This is a genomic window from Pelosinus sp. IPA-1 (assembly GCF_030269905.1).
Taxonomy (GTDB): domain Bacteria; phylum Bacillota; class Negativicutes; order DSM-13327; family DSM-13327; genus Pelosinus.
Genome location: NZ_BSVC01000008.1, coordinates 87,107 through 106,390, shown reverse-complemented (window position 1 = coordinate 106,390; position 19,284 = coordinate 87,107). Strand labels below are relative to the sequence as shown.

Below are 19,284 nucleotides of genomic sequence, written 5' to 3'. Positions count from 1 at the left end.
CTCCTTTATAAGCGGAAGGTACTTAAGTAGCACCTTCCGCCTGGTTTATCGCGTGAGATTTTAACTTTAAAGCTAACCTTTCAACAATTTTGTCAATGTCTGCTTCTTCGCGTATTATGATCTGATCCGCTAATTTTTCTATATTGAATGTTCTACCGTTGCCGCCGCTTGATTCTTTACGACCTTCTTGGCGCGCCATATCTAACGATTTAGCATGAGGATAAACACGGCTACCATTCGGCAAGTCAATTATTTCTGGTCCCGCGTCATGAACCATTGCAAGACCGCCGCCCCAGTTATCAGTACCTTTTGCCAGCATTGGTATAGATGGTTGATAATGTTTACCGCCGACTACTGGAACCCATTCTGGAACATCAACGGATACTGAATTCACACCGCTAATCACTGCATTTATAGCGGCTTTAATCGTACTCATAACAGTATTGCAAATACCTTCTATTGTACTAAAGATACCGCTAAATATTTCTACAACGCCTTGCCATGCCATAGCCCAGTTACCAGTAAATACACCAGTAATAAACGTAATTATCCCGCCAAACACGCTAATTACGCCACTAACTACTATACCTACAATATTTAAAAATCCGTTTAGGTATATACCTACTAAATTAACCATGATACCAAATGATGCACTGATTAATTTTAGTATTATTGTAATCATGCCGCCGCTGGACAATGTTTGACCGTTAATTGCTGTCCACAACATATTAAATAATGAGATTACAGGGCTTGCAATCGCCATAAATACAGCAATAACACCGTTTTTAAATATCAAAAACAAGCTAATGCAAGCGGCAATAAATGTTGCGATTTTTGGTATGAGCATTTGTAATTTTTCAGTGATACCCATTTTATCCATCCAGCCTTTTATAGCCGTTACCGCTGAATTAAAGGTATTTACAATACCCGCCCATAGATTAATAAAAAACTCTTTTACTTTTCCCCAATTGTCATAAATTAAATAAGCAGCTATCACTATTGCCGTAATTGCCAATCCAACTGGTGTCATAAATAAAAATTTTGCGGCTGTACCTACTGCATTAAAAATTGTAGTCAAGGTACTAAATTTAGTAGCTAAATAACCAATTAAAGAACCCGCTTTCGTTATGCCTGCGCTGATATCTGCGAACATAGTAACCCCTTTACCAACTATGCCAACGGTTTTACCGATAATGCCAGACATAACAGTTGTAACAATAATAAGTTTCATAGCACTAAATATCATGTTTTTTTGTTCGTCAGTTAATGAATTGAAAGCTGAAACGACTTGTTTAATTGTTGTTGCTGATCTAGTCCATAGCGGCTGTAAACCATCTACTAGCTCAATGCCCGCGTTTTTGATCTGATTCATAGCCTTAACTGTTTCTCCGGCTGGTGTTTTTAATCGTGCTAGACTTTCAGCGGTAGCACCACCAGAATTTTGAATTTTATCTAAAACGTCAAGATATTCGCTTGCACCGTCACCGCTTGTCATGCTTAACGCTAATTTAAATGCCTCAACATCTTTAATTATTTTCCCAATAGCGGCTTGATTCCCGCCAGTTTTTGTTTGTATTTCTTGTAAAAACGCCGGAAAACCAACCGCTTTAATGTGAGCTTGATTTAATTCAATGCCGAAGTCTTGCGCGGCTTTGATAGCTTTAGGACTTGCTTTTGAAAAGCTATCAAATAAGCCAGCCAACGAACTAGCCGCTTTGCCGTTATCTGTGCCGCGGCGTACCATCATAACATACGCCGCGTCCATTTGTTGAACAGAAATTCCTGCATCTGCCGCCGATTTAGCAACGCCAGCAAGTGCCGGACTCATTGCCGACATTTCAACTTTTGCCAAACGTGCTGTCATTACTTGCTGATCGTTTAATCTTACAGTATCAGCGATAGTCAAATTATAGGCTTTAGTATAGGCGTTTGTGACTTCTACCGTCTGGCTTAGTTCCATACCAGAAACTTTGCTATACTTAATATTTTCAGCCATATATTTCATACTATCGCCAGCACTTATTCCGCCAGTTATTGCCTTTTGCGTAGCATCTGCAATCGTTTCACTGGCTACACCTGTAGCATTGGATAGGTCGACAATACCTTTTTTTATAACCGCTGATTGCTCGCTTGTCATTTGCCCCAACATACCAACTCTAGCCGCTGACTTATCTAAACTTTGAGATAAAGCAAAGCCAGCACCTGCCGCCGCAACGAGTGGCGCACTAATAAAAGCTGTAGCCTTGCCGAAACTGGAAATACTTTTACCTGTACTTTCGATATCTTTACCAAGTCGTTTATGTATTTTCGACTGTTCTTCAAGATTTCTAGATACTTGTCTTAATGTTGGACTAAATTTATCTTTTAATGATAATACTGCATCTATAACCCTTGCCATTTTTTAATCATCCCCTTCGCTTGGGGCTTCTTTTTTTCTCTGTTCTAATTCATAACGCATGAAGCTATATAAAATTTGTTTTTCACCGATTGGAAGCCAATATATTTCACTAGGTTTATAATGATGAAACCTAAAAAGATAAAATAATAATTGTGCTTCTGGATCGGTTTCAATTAGTTTTTTATTTCTTCGTCAACTTCTTCTTCATCTTTTTCATAGCCAGATAAAATATTAATTTCTTCTTTAATATCATCAATTTCACCAGATAAGAATAATTTCAAAATTAATTCTTTCGGTGTTAGGACATTGAAATGATTCAACAATTTCTGATCTTTCAAATTTGGCTCTTTTATGCCGTCAAGCAAAGTAAGTATTTTTGGCTCAAATATATTAACATCTCTAATGCCGCCTTTTTTACCAATTTCCACCGACATTCTTTGAATTTCTGCATAACGTTCTGGTTTTAAAGCAGTCAATTCCAATTCAAATTTTATATTCATTTTTTGTGATAACCGTTTTATTTCATATTTTTTATGTGGTTTTTCCGTTAATTTTTCTACATCCGCTTTTAATAAATTATCTAATAAACTCATATATAATCATTCCTTTTCAATTTAAATAGAATTTAATTTTCGTCTGCGGTGTCTAAGATGTCCCAGTCAGAAAAAGTAAAGTTGTAGGATTCTTCACCCATCTTTTTGGCTGACCAATCCGCTAAAATTAATTCGTCAAATACTGCATCTTTAATTACGATACGTTCAGAGCCAATCGCATCTGGATCATCTAGCTTACTAATAATCGTACAAACTGTTTGCTTGCCCGCTTTCATGTTCTCATTCATTTTTTTTATCATATAACTTGATACATGATTCATTTTTAAACTACCCTTACAAGTAAAACCAGTTACTTTATACTGTTTAGATAGTTTTTTAACCATATTGATTTCGCTCTTATCAATCGTTACTGTAGCTTTAAATTCGGTCACTTGTGACATGTAATCGCTATCAATCCATATTTCACCTTGTGAACCGTTCATTACTTGTTTTGCTTCCATACCTTTCATTTATATATCATCTGCCTTTCTTGTTTGAAAATAAAATAAAAGCCAGCGTATGCCAGCTTTTATTTAGATTATTATTGGTAGGTCTATTTCTTCAATTGCATCTAATATTTTGATACTCGCCTTTAAAAACACTTTATCTTTTGTATTTGCTTCTTTGATTTCTTGGTCTGTCATTTCGGCAAGTTCATCCGCCGTATAACTACCAATAGATAGCAAATATACTTTTTGTTGTTCTACATTAATTCCAACGCTATTCTTTTTCGGATCAAGAATTCCGTCAAGCTCAAGTTGGTCAAAATATCCTTGAATAGCTGAAATAAGTAAACATTTATTATCATAACTGTTAGCATATTTACCTAAATAGTTATCTTCTGCTGTTTTCTTGATATCGTCATGGATCATATCCATTGCATCAACTAATTTTATCTTTTTAAAGCTGTCGCCTTTATCTTGAATAGTAGTGGTAAAGCTATTTACGCCGCGCGCAATCTTGATTTTTTCGCCATCATTGAAGAAAAACAACTCACCAGCTTCAACTTTAGAATCATATTGTTCTTTTGAATGTGTATCACATTCAATCACTTCTGAAAGCGGAGCAAACGTGCAAGCAATTGTCATTGGCGTACCAGCAATCAATCCCGCAATACGTGAACAGTATTCAGCAGTAGTAAAAGTTTTAGCTTTAGTTTTAATAATTGAATTTGTAAAATTAATTACACCTTCATTATCGGCTTTAATGTTGGGTAAAATCGCTTTTACTTTTTTATCTTTAGTGGTTCGCATACCTTTGATCCAAGTCGCAATTGTTTGCGTTTCAGAATCTGCAATTTCTGGAATAACAAGATAATCCCACCGTTGATTTTCAAGAGTAACTAAAATATCGTTATAATTTTCTGCTGTCTTGCTTTCGATATATACCAGCACTTTTTTAGGTGACGTTTGATAGCCCATTAAAGCTAATTCAATTTGTTCCTTGTTAAAATCGTTTAAAGTACTTGGTATGTCAGTAGTCGTATAGATTGTATACGGACTTGTAAACTTTGTAGGGTCTTCTTCTTTTAAAATTAATACATCAATACCACGCTGTGAACGTTTAATTGCTGTTATGCCTTTTTCTTTGAATGCAATGGCTATGCTAGGTAACCCCATTTATTCATCATCCCTTTCTTATTTTCAATAAAAAAGAACCGACTAAATTAGTCAGTTCAAAATTTTGTTTTTGTTTCTAATGTAGTAGCAGGTATATAACCCATTTCTTCATCGGTTTTCTTATCGGTGCTATCAAGATATTCAATAGCAATCGTTATTTGTAAAATGTCTTGTTTCTCACCGATTCGATCATCACTAAAAGATTTAATATGCAGATATCTTTTTCCCGCCCTAAAGCCAATATTAAAAAGCTGGCTTAAATCATCTATCATATTCATGTATTCAATTTCTTTATTTTTTTCTGGACTAGAAAAATAAGTGATGATAATAGATAATTGATTATCGTTAAAATTGGTAGTTTGGATATCTGTACGTTTAATTAACTTAAAGAAAAAGCAAGGCTGCTTAAATCCTTCGATAATTTCATCAGAATAAATTCTATATGAAAACTTATTTTTTAGTATATCCGCTACCGCTTTTATAATTTCAGTTCGTCTTAACATATCATCCAATATCATCACCCCTTTTCAATTTTATTTGCTATTTCCTTTTGAAACTTTTCAAGTTCATCCGGTACAATGTTAGCGGCAACCTCTTGCGCTGTAGCTTCAAGAAAATGTTTCCCCTGCACAAACCCTTTAACCTTGCCTTTCTTATCCTTTAGCACATGCCCACGATCTACTAAATGGAAATGTGGACTAGTTGACCATATTTCACAAGTTAAATCTTCGCCTTTATAACCATCAATTTTACTTTTCCAAGACTTATTTAATTTTCGTTTTGTAGCCTTGCCACTATCCGGCGACTTTTCTTTGATGATTTTTTTAAATTTATTACCGATTTTTTGCAGACGTTTTTCAGACTCTAGGGGAAATTCATTTGCAACTTGGTTTATATCAGACATAAATTCATTAAGATTATTAAAATTTAATCCATCATCACTCATGTTGTAACACCTTCGCCCCTAGACTTTTCAGTACAATAGATTTCAAGTGAAATATGCTTCATATATGGATCAACAATATTTTGAATCTCAAAAAACTGATTTTGATATCGAATAAGCATCGAATCACTAAGATTCTTATGATACCGTGTAGTTATTTTGTAACTGTTTTCAGTTTTATTTTTTTGTGCTTCATAATATTCTTTCCCCCGCAAAGGTTCAATTCTCGCCCAACATGTTAGTTTTTTAATAGGTTTTAATTCAGTAAGTCTTAATTCGTTTTCAACTTCTTCCTGTGATAAAAAAGTAATCTTTTTATCTAAGCTGCCTATGTTCATTGCGAATCGCCCACTGTTGGATATGCAGAACACAAAGAAATATGGCTTATCAATGCATCAGCTGTATGGCTATTGGTTGCCAGTGTTCCTGGCTTACTAGGATGTAATTCCCGGTTTTCGTACCAATGGGCCACTAGCATTTTAATTGCCAAGTTCCACACTTCATCTGTTTCAACATATTGCTTTCCTGTTTGATTAACAATATATTGCTTAGCTGCCGTTATAAGGGCGACGATTTGCGTGTCATCATCAATATCCGAATCGACACGCAAATAATCTTTAACATCATTAATTAGCATACCATCACCCCAAAGCCGTTTAATCCGCTACCGTAATAGTAACACTCAAATTACTTCCCATTGACAGAACAATTGTAAAGGTCTTATCACCATTCGCAAGTGTTGCCAAATACTCTTTCTTAATTGTCAAAACTCCGCTGTTAAATGTGTAGTTAGCAGTATTTACTACCGCACTTCCATTTTTAACCGCGCTTAGTGTCGCGGCTGCTTCGCTACTAGTTACCGTAAACACTACATCAGCGGTAGTGGCCTTTTTGAATGTAGCTGTTTCAGGGCTTACGGTATTTATGACTTTTTTATTAAGGCAAATGCCTTAGTGGTCATTACATCACCATCAATAATGGCATAGCCCATATAATCGGTTTTTCTTGCTTTAACAAATTCTTGCTGATACATGGTAATGTTTTCATTAGCATTCATTGCGTATCCTCTGGACACGTTGCCAATTAATATTTCTCCATCCGAAACGGCATCTTCTTCTTTTACAACAAGGCCAAAAATACGCCCCACGCCGCCAGAGGTAGAATCTGCAACAAAAATAGGTTTTCCAGTGCCATCAACAATATTGGCTAGTACGTTCCAAATTATATCGTTTTTGGTGTAAATAGCTGCCCCTTTTAAATATCCAGATTTAATTTTAGCTAGGGCCGCTGTCATTTTTTTGTAAGTTACAGGATCAGCATCCGAATAGGTGACAATCTGCGGCGTAGTTGCTTCGGCTTCCAAGGCAACAACAATACCTCTTGCTTGCGGTTTCCATGTATCACCCGCCCCCGGCTTTCCCTTTCCTTCTGCTACCCATTTTGCAAGGCCATTGCTCATTTTTTCAGCTAACTTTGTGGTAATGTAAGCCAAAAAAGCATCAATGGACATTTTTTTCATTTTCCAGCTTACTGTAATTGTCTTGGCTAACTCGCACCCAGTTAAATGCAATTCGCCAAAGTCTAGATCATCATCATCATTAACTTCATCAGTTTCCACGACTGCATCAGCATTTTTAAGCGGATTTTCTTCTTTAATTAGGATTAAATCACCAGGAACAAAAGTCATTGCCAAATCATCTAAGATAGGATGCAATTCCCCAATTTCCCGCCAGATTTGATTTTTTACCGTTTCAGGAACAAGAACAGTATGCTCCGCAGAAGTCTGCAAAGCGTTACTATATTCATCGTTAATCCGGTTAAATAAATCCCTTTCAGTGTTAGAATGCGGCAGGCCCATTAGATTCTTAGCAAAAGCATTTTTATAGGTTTCTGTTTCTTCATTGGTCAACTTGCTTTTACTTGGGGCCTGCTGCTGTCCATCAAGATTTAATTGATCTAAGGACTGAGAGCCTACCGGGTTTAATGACTTATTCGCAAAATCTAATACCACTGCATTCTTATGCAACGCGTTTAAATTTGCCATTTCTTTTGCCGCATCCTCAAAATCTTTATCCAGTTTTTCAATTTCACCTCTGATGGCTTGGGCTTCTTCAATTTTGCCCTCATTAATAAAATTCTCGGCACGTTGAAGCATTTCATTGCGTTTTGCTAAATATTTTGTTTTATCCATTATAATTTCCCCCTTAATTTTAAAAGCTCCAGCCGTTCCCTTTCGGCTAGAGCATTATTTTGATTCTTATTTTTTTTATCAGTAAGTAGATTGCGAACTTTATTTATTACCTCAGGCGGCAATAAAAAAGATGAACAGGCATTTGCAACAAGCTTGTTTTCATTGTCGAACATGATTTCGTCGGCAAACCCATACTCTTTAGCCTGCTGTGCATTCATATATGTTTCTTGGTTCATTAAATCCAGTAACCTTTCTTGTTCCATGCCTGTTTTTAACGTATAAGCGTTACAAATTGATGTATTCATATTTTTTAATACATCAGCTGCATGTTGCATGTCTCTATAATCACCAGCTGCACTGGTTGAAACATTGTGGATCATAATCTGCGCTGTTGGCGAAATTGAAACTTTATCGCCAGCCATTGCAACTACACTTGCCGCACTAGCAGCCATACCCACAATTTGCACATTGACATTACCTTGATATGCCTTCAACGCTGTATATATTTCAGAACCAGAAGGCACATCGCCACCTGGACTATTTATTTCAACATCCACGCTTTCACCTACAAGATTTTTCAGTATATTACTTACGCTTTTTGGGCTTGTCGCTTCAATGCCAAAATAATCATAAATATCTTGGTAATTGTTTGGAACAATTACGCCTCTGACCTGTAATTTCGGAATTTTAATCACCTCCTTTACTTAATAATCCAGCCACTAGAGCTTTAATTTCTTCCATTTGGTTACTATAGGCGTTAAAGCTTTCCATTAGTTGATTTACCACTGCTGTATCTAGTCGCCTTACTGCTTTTTCTCCACCTTCTATTGGCCCCATGTTTAAAACTAAACGCCATTCATTAGGTGTTAGTGCGCCTCTATCAACCATTTGCATCAAATCTAACTTGGTTTTCATGCTGGCATATTGCAGACTATTAGCTTCAAAGATTATCCGATTTCCAAAGCTACGCTCACGCCTTGAAAAAATTTTCCGAGAAAACTCATTAGAGGCTTGAATTGAAAATGGTTCAATCTCGGCCTCAAAATATGCGTTCCAATCATCCTCGTTAAATTTTGACTGAATAATTTTATCATTAGTGCCGAAATAGTTTTGAATCCGTTGCACTGTCTTTTCTAATTGTGAGGCATTAGGGACATAATCCGTTGGCTGTATTTGCTTAACATCAGCCTTAGAATCTGTACCAGCTGCCCCGGCAATAGAATCATTATTTTCAGTATCAATCTTTAAAAAATCATCAACGAACTTTTTCGTTTGCGCTTGAATATCTTCGGGCCGAATTACACCTTTAAATTGCAAGAGCCATTTGATAACAGCACCGTTTTTTATGGCCTTAATTATTCCTTGGTCAATGGTGATAACAATCTCCATTAAACCAGCTAATACTTCCTGATTTCCTTCACCAAAAATGTCATTGCTATAATAATCCTGACGAAGATGAATTACATCATCATAGGCAAAGGTGGCTGTTCTCCCATTCTGAAAGGTGAATTTAAGATAAAGCTGATATTGATTATCATAGATTGCTTCAACGGCAATCGCCGCAGTAAGCGGATATATTTCCATTGCAAATCCATTATCATCGCGGTTTATATAAGCAAAGGCATTGTTATTAAGTTTTAGCTGAATTGCTAGTTTTTCCTGAAGCATTTGCCCTGTCATATATGGATTTGGTTCTTCAAGAAGGGTTTTAATATAAAAATCTGGATTTATTTTTAAATCTGCGCCATTTTGCCTGATTTGTTTTGCAAGTAACTTTCCCACTGACTTATAAAAGGGCCTTATGCAGCTTCTTACAATATCTGATCTATAAAGCTTTCCATTCCATGAGTAAAAACCGTTTCCACGATCTGTAACAAGTTCATATCTTACTACAGTCGGTGAACGGTTAAAAAATCTTGCTATAGTATTTTTAAAGCCCAACATCAAAACCCCCAATTATATTAAATTTAAGTATTCATCATAATGTCTTTCAAGTGCTACATAGGCATCTAGCAAGCTTGCCAAACCGTCAATTCTTCGCCGCTGATTATTGGTCTTACACGGCTGAATATTAAGGTTTTTATCAACTTCAATAGCCGTATTTGAAATACACCATTTCAAAATTGGATTGTTATTATAAACAATTTTCTTTGCTTCTAAATCTGCCCCTAATGATTTCATTGGGCCTGATAAAGTTTGCTTGCCCTGATGTACTTTTTCTTTATCATTCACGGCTTCTTCTCCAAAATAATTTTTCATTTCTTCAACCCAGTACGTTGCTGACCACGCATCATAACCGAACCACGGAAGGTAAATGTCATACTCTTGCTGTACTTCTATAAACCATTGAGTTACAAAGCTATGATGTAATTTGTTCCCCGGCGTGGTTCTAAGTAGACCCATATCCCGCCATAATGAATAAGGAATTTTATCATCACGTTCACGGCTTTCAAGCAACTCTTCTGGTAGGAAGTACATTTGTAAAACATAAATGTGTTCATCTCCTGGCACCATGAATAAAACGGTTGCACATGTTAAGTCTGTAGTACTGGACAAATCGGCCCCGCCTATACCATAGCGAGGCTTTAATGATTTAACGTCAAATGTTGCTTGATTGTCTAATTGTTCAAAAGTTAACCATGCTTCGCTGACAGTTTCACGAATATTAAAATCTTTACAGGTTAGATTTTTTACTAGTAATGGATTTTTTTGTGCCTTTTCTACTTTTGCTTTCAACTGGTTAAATTGCTTAATTGTCCCAAGGCCAGGATTTGCCTTCATCCAACAAACAGCATCTGTCCACTCTTTACGGCTGTCTAGTTCGTAAATTATGGGTAGTAATCTTTCGTTCTTATATCCGTTTGGATCATCATAACCGTTTATTGTTTGTTCAGCTTCATCATATTTCAAGTCATAAACTGAGCCTCGAATTGTCCCAGCAGTTGTTGTAATAAAAATTAAAGGCTGTTCTCTTGACGTTACGCCGTCTACTATAACGTCATATAAATTTTTATCTTTCCATGCGTGGATTTCATCAAGCAAGGCCGCATGAACATTTAAGCCGTCAAGCGTCTCGCTATCTGCTCCTAATGGTTTAAAAAAAGAATCGTTAAAATCTGACACCATTTCTGCTACCAAAGGCTTAATTCTCTTTAGCAGACTTGGTGATTTTTTGACCATTCTTTTTGCTTCAAGCCATATAATTTTTGCTTGGTCTTTTTTAGTTGCACAGGCGTAAACTTCGGCCCCCGGCTCAGAATCTGCAATTTGCATATATAAGCCAATCGCCGCAGCCAACGTAGATTTTCCGTTTTTTCTGGCAACTATTAAGATTACTTCTTGAAATTTTCTAGTTCCATCAATTTTATGAACAAATCCAAAGGTTGCGGCAACTAGTGCCTTTTGCCATAATTCAAGCAGAAAAGGCTTCCCGCCCATTTTCCCCTTAGAATGTTTACAGTAATTTTCCACAAACTCTATAGCGTGATTTGCTTTTTTAGGGTTGTATTCCCACTCGCTAACAGGATCATAAATTACCTTGATTAGTTCTTTGTAAACCTTAAAAATCTTACTTGATACACTTCTTTTATTTTGATTTATCCAATTAAAATATTCAATTACCGGATTGTAAGCAAGCGGATAACATATCCATTTAGCAGCTGCCTTTTTCATCTGTTATCAACAAATTTCTCAAAACCATCGTCAACCTTCTGTGGTTCTGGTTTTGGCAATAATTCTGTCAGCTGCTTAATAATAGCCGCGTGATTTTTAACCATCGTGTTATATATTTCAACCTCTGGAGACTTCTTAGTACCCCATTGGTTTTCACCATTTTGATATTTGCTTATAACGCCATCATTATTCATTGATTCTTGTAAATCTTGCAGCGTTATAGCCATAAATGCAGCATTCTCAATTAGTGACTGAATTGCCTTTTTACTCTTAGGATCAATCTTGGTAAAAATACCTGAAAGTCTACGCTTTTCTTTTTCAATCCGTTCATTTTTTTCCAAACTCATCTAAAATCACCTCACTTTATACCACACCCCCTCACGTGCGCGTCCTGTGTGTTTTTTGAACCTGAACCTCCGGTCTTGGGGAAAATTAAAATCTATTGTTGATAGGGGGGCCTATGCGTTGTATTAAGTTCCCATGTGTATCAAACATTACATCTTTACGAGTAACACTATTGCTATGCTCTGCTTCATGACAATCCTTACAAACAAAAATAAGATTATCCCAAGACAAAGTAACCAACGGGTTTATTATATTCTGAGGTGTTAACACTATCTTATGATGTAGTATCTTCCCTACCCTTTTACAACGCTCACATAAGCCAAATACGCTGGCAATATATGCCGCTCTGCATTTTACCCACGCTGCTGAATTGTAAAATCCTTTTGCAAATTCTTTTGCCATTATAATCACCACACAAAAATATAAAATCATATTAAAAATTCATTTTTAATACTGGAAATGAACTAAAATCTGAAATTGAATTTCAGATCAAAAATAAATCTAAAACCAAATTCAAAATCAAAACTAAAATCAAGTTCGAATTTGAAATTTGATATCTATGGCATACCTCATGTTTTCAATTTGTTGGATTTACATTTGCATTTACAAACATAATTGCAATTTGTAAATATGTTACAGTCCACTTTCACTTCGAATCTTTCTTTAAGTTTTAAATAAAATTCATACGCTAGACGTTCATCCATCGTATTTATATCAATTGCTTCTACTCCCACACGATCACCCCCGTTAATTTAAATCTCATGTCCATTAAAGTAGGCTTTTATAGACTGTTTTTTAAAAAGAGTTTTCTTGATCTCAAATACTCCATAAATGTTATTTTTTATTTTTCAAACGTCCATTAATTATCTTTGACTTTTTAGAACGGAAATGTTATATTATTGGTAAGATATTCATGAATAGGAGTTTTGAAAATGCGTATAGCTTATATCCGTGTATCAGCTAAAGATCAGAATGTTGCTAGGCAATTAGAAGCAATGAAAGATCATAACATTGATCGGTTTTACGAAGACAAACTAAGCGGCAAAGATACCAATCGAGAACAGTTACAAGCTATGTTACATTTTGCAAGAGAAGGAGATACAATTTATGTTGAAAGCTTTAGCCGCTTAGCTCGCAACATGCTTGATTTGTTAACCATTATAGATCAGCTCGCTAATAAAGGAATCGGGTTTATAAGCCTTAAAGAAAACATTGATACTACAACGCCAGCTGGTCGTTTACAGTTAAATGTTTTTGGTGCCATCTATCAGTTTGAACGTGAATGTAGTAAGGAACGCCAGCGTGAAGGCATTGATATTGCATTAGCAGAAGGCCGTCCCTACGGTAGACCAAAATTAGAGGTTAATGAAAAATTTATGGAAGCATATAAAAAATGGAAACTTAAAGAAATAACCGCCGTGGCTGCTATGAATATGGCTGGTTATAATAAGAGTACTTGGTATAACCGCGTGAAGGAAATTGAATCTTAAATACTTAAAGACCAGCATTATCGTGATAATTCTGGTCTTTTTGTTATTTATTGAATTTGATTATCTGACACGCAACCACCGTTTAATTAACCAATCATTCATTACAACTCACCGCCTCTAAATACTCCCTTAATCGCATCCGCAATTCATGCCCATTTTTCCCATGCACAGCAATATGGCAAGTATGACAAATTGTCACGGCTTGACTAATAATATCTTGCTTATTGCATCCACCCGGTTCATGGTGTATTGGATACTCGGGAGAAACATAAGACCCACACAATACACAATTGCATGAGTCTCTTTTTCTAACAGCATCAACAAAGATTCGAAATGCTTTTCCTGTTAGCCTTACTTTCTTCTGTTTCTGTGTTACTTTAATATCCCTGTCACCCTGCTGCCTTTCTTTCCGCTATTTTTAACAGGTGGATGGATGATAGCGGTATAAGTTTCAGGTTGTTTCACTTGTTTCTTTTTCACGTTATCCCTCCTAAATTAGGGCATAAATAAAAGCACCCCGAAAGGTGCTATCCGCTTTGTTGATGTTCTTAGTATATTTTATAAAAACGGTATTTTGGAACATTACTAAATTATTTATTTTAAAAACATCCCTTTTTTATAGCAATCCTTACGGTGACATCAACAATATCATTCCACCAGCTATGTAAAGTGTTTTTACTTAATAGGCAAGTCTTTCCATATTCCTTTTCATGCCAATCTGCATATCTAACCTGTACATAATCAACCCACCCCGGTCTCCCTACTTCTTTTGCATTCTCTATTATCTCAGCTCTACGCCTGAATTCCAAAAATGCCTTCTTCTTATTTGATAAAGTAGATTCTGCATTCTCTATAGTTATAATCCAAAGTCTCTTTATTTCTAAGTCGGTAAGTGTGATGGCTTTATTTTCTGCTGGTTTGCCTATACCACTACCATGAGGCATACCGCTATATGTAGTAGCAGATAATTCACTATAACTTTCTTGTTCTACTAGGTATTGATTGCGGTATTCTTGGCAATTCAGTAACCAATCTGCTGATATCTTATCTTGTCTCTTAAAATCCATAAGTGCTACAGCCATGTCCTCATACCCCCATAAAATCAATTATTACCTAACGTGGAAATAGAGAGGTCTAGCCTCTCTTTATAAATTACTTATTTTCAATTTTAGGTTGTAGTTTCTTAATCTCATAATAATCTGCTTTATGTCTATCCGCTGCTAAATTAACAGCATCATGAAATTCATTAGGTGATATTCCGGTTTCATCCATGAGGCTTTCAAGAAGGTTTACAAGGTTATGATATTGCGGATCGTTTAAGTATCGTTGGCGTGCTATGTATTCATATTCTCTCACTTTATTGCACCCCCTCCAGTAAATTGGCATTCATCGCACTGCTGGCAATAATATTTCAACACGCAACCATGATTACCACGATTTATATCATTACAGGTACTAGATTGATAAGCACCTTTGCAAGCTGTATTAGGCATTATTTCTTTAACTCCTTGTATTACCGCTTTTTCTATTTTGGCGAGTCGTAAAAGTTCATCTTCACAAAGTTTGCTTATTCCATCCTCACTCCCAAATGCTTGTATAATTATTTCACCCTTCTTTATCCGTTCAATCACATCACTCATAATACTATCCTCCTTAACGGGCAGTTTTTACCCGCCCCTTTTCACTAAATAACTTTCCCGCCATGCTTATATGGTCTAGTCTTCCTTTCGTATTTTGTACCCAAGTTGGGTACAATTTTTATTCTTTAAAAAATATCCTGACCTTTCATCTTGAATAGATCATCCTGCACCTTCGGCAAAAGGCTTGTACCGATATATGTTATAACCGCTTCTAACTCTTTTTCTTTTTTAAAATCCCTATTGGCTCTCGCTTCTTGTATCAAATTCACCCGCTTATCAATTGCTTTTTCCAGCAGTGCTTGCATAGTCATAGCCGCTTGAATCATTTCTGAACTTACAGCTGATTCTTCTTCTTGTTTTATATAACCAAGTTCATTCAGTACGGATACTGTTTTATCATCGGCATTATAAAACATTTTATTTACAGCGTTGATATATGCTTCATCTCGTGTATTAAACGCTGGATACAGTTTGCTGTCTTTAGGATTCTTTTTATCCCTATGAGGCCAACGTCCCGCCCCTACTTCAATAAATCCACGCGCCGCTGTTGAACGCCATAATTGATCTTCTTTATCTTGAACTATATATAATCTATATCCCTTTTCGAAAAGACGATCATCCTTGATATCAATAATTTCGTCATACTCTTTATAACTCTGGATATCGCCCCAGTCACGCCGACCAAATTCGTCAAATTCGAATTTTACTTCTTGCGTTTTCTGCTGTTTTTCTTCAAACCCATCTAGGTTTAAATTTTCTAACACAACTGCCTTCTCTGGCTCTCCCTGCTGATACTGTTTTACCTCTTTTGCAGTTACTTTCCCGCCCGTCTTTTCATATACCGCTTTCTGATCTGCCGCTGATAGCTTTGATAGTTCAACGGCTGATGTCATAGCTAAATCCTTATTTTTAATAGCTTCTTTTAATTCTGGCTGTAAATTTTTATCAATCTGCTGTAAACGCCCAACTTCTGATTTTGACATATTTAGCATTTCAGCAATAATATCTTGTAATTTGCCCTGCATTTTTTCGCCACGCTCTTTCTTTTTCTGTAATAATTCTGACAGCTGGCGAACTTCTTCTATTTTTTCTGAAAGATCTTTGTCCCTATGATGATTCGTGATAATCAATTCAATTTGTTCGTCTTCTACGCTTTGCGCCTTTTCAACTATACATGGTGCTAACTTAAAATTTTCTTTTCCTTCATCAGTCAATCTTCGGCAGGCCAAATATCGACGTTCGCCAGCGATGATACTAAACTTTCCGTTCCCTTCTGTTTTTACAATAAGCGGCTGCTTTACTCCATACATTTCAATCGTCGCTTTTAACTGCTCATTCTGTTTTTCAATTTCTGAATCGCCTTCGACGCGATAGAAGTTTTTTGTATTCGGAATGAGGTTATCAATATCAATCATTACAATAGACGGTGCTGCCGCCGCTGTTCTTTTCCCCATTGCTGCTAACATATCAAAAGCCATCTTATTCTCCCTCTCTCTTTAAATATTCATTTACAAAGCCAATATAGGCTTGCGCTGCTGGATTCCGCCTTGCATATTTCACTAACGGGATTTTATTAAACTTTGCTTTTTTTACTTCTACGGTTAAATTAATCATGTTGTCAAATAGCTTATTTTCAGGGCATTTTCTCAACTCTTCCGCCCCTTGCCTATCAACCTTTGTCCGGGCGTTATATTTCGTAATAAGTACACCGACTATTTTTATGCTGTCATTCAGTCCACTTTCTCTGGCAATTTGCACCTGCTCCCTGATATTGTCTAATCCATCAAGGCCGTATTCGTCAATATCCGTCGGAACGATAATATCATTTGACGCGATAATTGCATTAATAACGTTTGGTGTCATATTGGGCGCATTGTCGATGATTATATAATCAAAATCATTTTCCAGTTCACGCAAGCAATCGTGCAATATAGTAACCTCTCCATTTTTTGCCATTTCAATATTTACGGCGGCTAAGTCCATTGTTGATGGCAAAATACTCAAATTTTTATTTTTTGTATTTTTAATTGCAGCCTGTAAAATTTCTTTGTCCCCACTAGATTGAAATACCTCGACTATACTTGGCTTCATTCCTATAAGTTCAAAAAATTTTGATGTATTGCATTGAATATCATTGTCCACAATTAAAACCCGTTTTCCCATATCCGCTAAGACACAAGACATATTAATAGCTGTCTCTGTTTTCCCTACTCCGCCCTTTAAATTTGCTATGCTTATAATTTTCATTTTCCCGCCTCCTTCTTAGTCTTCTATATCCATTCCAGACAATCTACATAGCCATTTATTGTTTTTCCATACATTGTCTGTTACTGGTGCAATTACATGCATACCATCAATAACGATCATACTACCCGATAACGCTAGTTCATCTGCTTGTTGTAACATACCTAGACGTTCTTGTTTGATCGCCTTATATGTAACACCGTCTGTATATAAATTACAGCCGCCTAATTCTATCCGTGTATTGATAATTCGTTTCTTTTCAGCATTATCTAACCAGAAGTTATACCGATCTTCCCATTCTTTAAGTCCCGGCTGGCGTTCTGATTTCATTGGGCCATCTTTAGTTTGGAAATACCAAACTCCAAGGCGCGGTATTTCTAATTTACAGCGTACTGAAAAGAATTGTTCCGGCATAATGTTTAATACGAATTGTCCAGTTACTAGTAAATTCCCCGAATCACATTCTATCATCATAAATTCCCCTAGGCCGCTTGCCTGCTTTGCTACTTTTTTTGTATCTACAAAGAAAGAATCATTCATGATTTTTACGCCCCCCTTTTTCTTGCTATATTTTCAGCCTTTATGATCTGCCGCCATCGAGGACGGCGTTTTTTCTTGATCTGCCCGAACAACCTTTGTAATTGTGCTTGTATCATTGCTCTCCCGTTTTGTCTTGCTAGGATATAGTAGTATTTGGTTCTGTCTGCTCCGGTAGCCCTATCAATGCCTATATAACTACTGCCGCCGCCGTATACTTTAGGCAAGGCATGATGTAAATGGGCTTTCTTATGGCATTCTTCACACAATACCACTAAATTTTCCTTTTCTAGGCGTTTATCTCCCCGTTTTGCCGCCACGCAAAGCCCTATAATAAACACCCCGATTATCCCGGCTATGATGATTACCGGAATTAGCCAGCCTATATGGATATACATTTAACCCGCCCCTTTCATAATGACGTTTTCCCCTCTGTTAATTTAATTTTTCACCATTACCTAATAACATGATTTTTTGTTGTTCAATATTTGCCTTAAAAGCTACTTCCAACTGCTGCCCTTGGTAAGCAATCGCCATTTTTAAAGCATCCTGTTCTGATATGCCGTTTTCAATAAGTGCATCCCTATAAGTAACAATCATTGCAGCGGTTTCTTGCATACTCTTTATTAATTCTTCACTTAAAACTTTTTTGGGGTTAACCTTACTCATAATTTTTCACCTCTTTTTTCTGTCGTATTTTATATAAACTATGTGACAAAGATATCTGGTACTATATAAGTAATAAACATCCCCTTTTACGTGGTATTTTTTAATCTTCATCTTCCGCTGTGTGTATTTTTACTAAAACATAATGTTGATATTGGTATCCATCATCGCTATAGCCTTCATACGAATATTGTTTATCAATGTAATATCCTTTTGGTGCCTTAGGTTTTCGCCAATTTTTAGCACTCACTTTTCTTACTTTTATTTTCGGTTTTTTTAAATTACTGCTTTTACAATATCGTTTTGCATAAATGCGGCGTTTTTCATCATAAAAGCTTTCAAGAGTATTTTTTATGATATATGAGGCAAGATTACCGTGATTTTGGCGGCTATCCATCGGTGTAAATTCTATTCTTGGGTACGGTGTTTCTTCTGTTCCTGCGATTTTATACCATACAGCTGCAATTTTTTTACCTTCAATGTAGTTCATGATAAGGTGGAAATGTACCGCCCCACGCTCCCCAAACCCTACACTCATGATGTATTTCAATTCTTTTCCTGCTTTTCGGTATACTTTTCGTGTTTCTCGGAAAAACTTATCTATATCCGCTTTTACTTTTTCTTTTGATGGTTTTGTTTTAGGAGGATAACGAAGGCAAATCCACCAATCTCCTGCTTTGAAATTTGCATTAATATCCCATCTGCATTTATTTTCAGCATTTTTATCATTCTGACGTTTTTGCTTATCTGATGTTTCATTCACTTTAGGGCCAATTTCAATCTTTAGGTTTTTTCTTCCAGACTTATATTTTGTTTTTTCAATTGTGTTACCAGCTCTAACTTCCTTCTCCCAATATCCCATATTGTCAACCTACTTTTATTCTTGATTTGTTTTTCCATTAGGTATTGATTTATCTATACTTTATTAGTGATATGTGTCGATAAA

At 36.1% G+C, this 19,284-nt stretch carries 25 protein-coding genes; 1 reads left to right on the top strand and 24 read right to left on the bottom strand.

Translation table 11 applies throughout. The features are described 5' to 3' along the window. Positions 1 to 22: 22 nt before the first annotated feature. From QSJ81_RS19375 to QSJ81_RS19305, 15 genes are all read right to left on the bottom strand, one after another. Entirely contained in the window at positions 23 to 2,398 is a 2,376-nt protein-coding gene (locus tag QSJ81_RS19375) for a phage tail tape measure protein (protein ID WP_285718984.1), read from the bottom strand. 173 nt (positions 2,399 to 2,571) lie between these two features. Further along, positions 2,572 to 2,991 (bottom strand): phage tail assembly chaperone, encoded by a 420-nt coding sequence (locus QSJ81_RS19370; protein ID WP_285718983.1) that lies wholly within the window; start codon positions 2,989 to 2,991, stop codon positions 2,572 to 2,574. A 32-nt stretch (positions 2,992 to 3,023) separates the two neighbouring features. After that, positions 3,024 to 3,452: a phage tail tube protein gene (locus tag QSJ81_RS19365; RefSeq protein WP_285719156.1), complete on the bottom strand. Its 429-nt coding sequence runs from the start codon at positions 3,450 to 3,452 to the stop codon at positions 3,024 to 3,026. Positions 3,453 to 3,524: 72 nt separating this feature from the next. Next, complete coding sequence (locus QSJ81_RS19360; RefSeq protein ID WP_285718982.1) at positions 3,525 to 4,610, bottom strand: phage tail sheath subtilisin-like domain-containing protein; 1,086 nt, start codon at positions 4,608 to 4,610, stop codon at positions 3,525 to 3,527. 56 nt (positions 4,611 to 4,666) lie between these two features. Continuing rightward, positions 4,667 to 5,113 (bottom strand): phage tail terminator family protein, encoded by a 447-nt coding sequence (locus tag QSJ81_RS19355; protein WP_352230920.1) that lies wholly within the window; start codon positions 5,111 to 5,113, stop codon positions 4,667 to 4,669. 14 nt (positions 5,114 to 5,127) lie between these two features. Further along, the gene (locus tag QSJ81_RS19350; RefSeq protein WP_285718980.1) at positions 5,128 to 5,556 is read right to left on the bottom strand and encodes an HK97 gp10 family phage protein; all 429 of its coding nucleotides are present in this window, start codon (positions 5,554 to 5,556) and stop codon (positions 5,128 to 5,130) included. Beyond that, complete coding sequence (locus QSJ81_RS19345) at positions 5,553 to 5,891, bottom strand: phage head closure protein (protein ID WP_285718979.1); 339 nt, start codon at positions 5,889 to 5,891, stop codon at positions 5,553 to 5,555. Before QSJ81_RS19345 ends, QSJ81_RS19350 begins: the two co-directional genes overlap by 4 nt. Continuing rightward, entirely contained in the window at positions 5,888 to 6,190 is a 303-nt protein-coding gene (locus QSJ81_RS19340; RefSeq protein ID WP_285718978.1) for a head-tail connector protein, read from the bottom strand. Before QSJ81_RS19340 ends, QSJ81_RS19345 begins: the two co-directional genes overlap by 4 nt. A gap of 19 nt (positions 6,191 to 6,209) precedes the next feature. Further along, the gene (locus QSJ81_RS19335; protein WP_285719155.1) at positions 6,210 to 6,479 is read right to left on the bottom strand and encodes a X2-like carbohydrate binding domain-containing protein; all 270 of its coding nucleotides are present in this window, start codon (positions 6,477 to 6,479) and stop codon (positions 6,210 to 6,212) included. Continuing rightward, positions 6,476 to 7,744 carry a phage major capsid protein gene (locus tag QSJ81_RS19330; RefSeq protein WP_285718977.1) on the bottom strand — a complete coding sequence of 423 codons (1,269 nt, stop codon included), beginning with the start codon at positions 7,742 to 7,744 and terminating at the stop codon, positions 6,476 to 6,478. The genes QSJ81_RS19335 and QSJ81_RS19330 overlap by 4 nt, the downstream gene beginning before the upstream one ends. Continuing rightward, positions 7,744 to 8,439, bottom strand: coding sequence for a head maturation protease, ClpP-related (locus QSJ81_RS19325; RefSeq protein WP_285718976.1), 696 nt, complete (start codon positions 8,437 to 8,439; stop codon positions 7,744 to 7,746). The genes QSJ81_RS19330 and QSJ81_RS19325 overlap by 1 nt, the downstream gene beginning before the upstream one ends. Further along, positions 8,432 to 9,688: a phage portal protein gene (locus QSJ81_RS19320; protein ID WP_285718975.1), complete on the bottom strand. Its 1,257-nt coding sequence runs from the start codon at positions 9,686 to 9,688 to the stop codon at positions 8,432 to 8,434. The genes QSJ81_RS19325 and QSJ81_RS19320 overlap by 8 nt, the downstream gene beginning before the upstream one ends. 12 nt (positions 9,689 to 9,700) lie before the next feature. After that, complete coding sequence (locus QSJ81_RS19315; protein ID WP_285718974.1) at positions 9,701 to 11,416, bottom strand: terminase large subunit; 1,716 nt, start codon at positions 11,414 to 11,416, stop codon at positions 9,701 to 9,703. Beyond that, a complete protein-coding gene (locus tag QSJ81_RS19310; protein WP_285718973.1) occupies positions 11,413 to 11,763 on the bottom strand; it encodes a hypothetical protein in 351 nt (116 codons plus the stop codon). Before QSJ81_RS19310 ends, QSJ81_RS19315 begins: the two co-directional genes overlap by 4 nt. An 85-nt stretch (positions 11,764 to 11,848) precedes the next feature. Further along, a complete protein-coding gene (locus QSJ81_RS19305; protein ID WP_285718972.1) occupies positions 11,849 to 12,163 on the bottom strand; it encodes an HNH endonuclease in 315 nt (104 codons plus the stop codon). Between the two features lie 530 nt (positions 12,164 to 12,693). Between QSJ81_RS19305 and QSJ81_RS19300 the strand changes: the two genes are divergently transcribed. Continuing rightward, a complete protein-coding gene (locus QSJ81_RS19300) occupies positions 12,694 to 13,251 on the top strand; it encodes a recombinase family protein (RefSeq protein ID WP_285718971.1) in 558 nt (185 codons plus the stop codon). 599 nt (positions 13,252 to 13,850) lie between these two features. Here QSJ81_RS19300 and QSJ81_RS19295 read toward each other — a convergent pair. The 9 genes from QSJ81_RS19295 to QSJ81_RS19255 form a co-directional block, all read right to left on the bottom strand. Then, positions 13,851 to 14,333 (bottom strand): hypothetical protein, encoded by a 483-nt coding sequence (locus QSJ81_RS19295; RefSeq protein ID WP_285718970.1) that lies wholly within the window; start codon positions 14,331 to 14,333, stop codon positions 13,851 to 13,853. 70 nt (positions 14,334 to 14,403) lie between these two features. Next, positions 14,404 to 14,607: a hypothetical protein gene (locus tag QSJ81_RS19290; protein WP_285718969.1), complete on the bottom strand. Its 204-nt coding sequence runs from the start codon at positions 14,605 to 14,607 to the stop codon at positions 14,404 to 14,406. Beyond that, the gene (locus QSJ81_RS19285; protein WP_285718968.1) at positions 14,604 to 14,891 is read right to left on the bottom strand and encodes a hypothetical protein; all 288 of its coding nucleotides are present in this window, start codon (positions 14,889 to 14,891) and stop codon (positions 14,604 to 14,606) included. The genes QSJ81_RS19290 and QSJ81_RS19285 overlap by 4 nt, the downstream gene beginning before the upstream one ends. A 125-nt stretch (positions 14,892 to 15,016) precedes the next feature. Further along, positions 15,017 to 16,369: a ParB/RepB/Spo0J family partition protein gene (locus QSJ81_RS19280; RefSeq protein ID WP_285718967.1), complete on the bottom strand. Its 1,353-nt coding sequence runs from the start codon at positions 16,367 to 16,369 to the stop codon at positions 15,017 to 15,019. A 1-nt stretch (position 16,370) separates the two neighbouring features. Beyond that, a complete protein-coding gene (locus QSJ81_RS19275; protein ID WP_285718966.1) occupies positions 16,371 to 17,138 on the bottom strand; it encodes a ParA family protein in 768 nt (255 codons plus the stop codon). A 15-nt stretch (positions 17,139 to 17,153) separates the two neighbouring features. Next, positions 17,154 to 17,675 (bottom strand): hypothetical protein, encoded by a 522-nt coding sequence (locus tag QSJ81_RS19270; protein WP_285718965.1) that lies wholly within the window; start codon positions 17,673 to 17,675, stop codon positions 17,154 to 17,156. Between the two features lie 5 nt (positions 17,676 to 17,680). Next, a complete protein-coding gene (locus tag QSJ81_RS19265) occupies positions 17,681 to 18,070 on the bottom strand; it encodes a hypothetical protein (protein ID WP_285718964.1) in 390 nt (129 codons plus the stop codon). Between the two features lie 37 nt (positions 18,071 to 18,107). Continuing rightward, a complete protein-coding gene (locus QSJ81_RS19260) occupies positions 18,108 to 18,341 on the bottom strand; it encodes a hypothetical protein (protein ID WP_285718963.1) in 234 nt (77 codons plus the stop codon). A 100-nt stretch (positions 18,342 to 18,441) separates the two neighbouring features. Next, positions 18,442 to 19,200 carry a rolling circle replication-associated protein gene (locus tag QSJ81_RS19255; protein WP_285718962.1) on the bottom strand — a complete coding sequence of 253 codons (759 nt, stop codon included), beginning with the start codon at positions 19,198 to 19,200 and terminating at the stop codon, positions 18,442 to 18,444. Between the last annotated feature and the right edge of the window lie 84 nt (positions 19,201 to 19,284).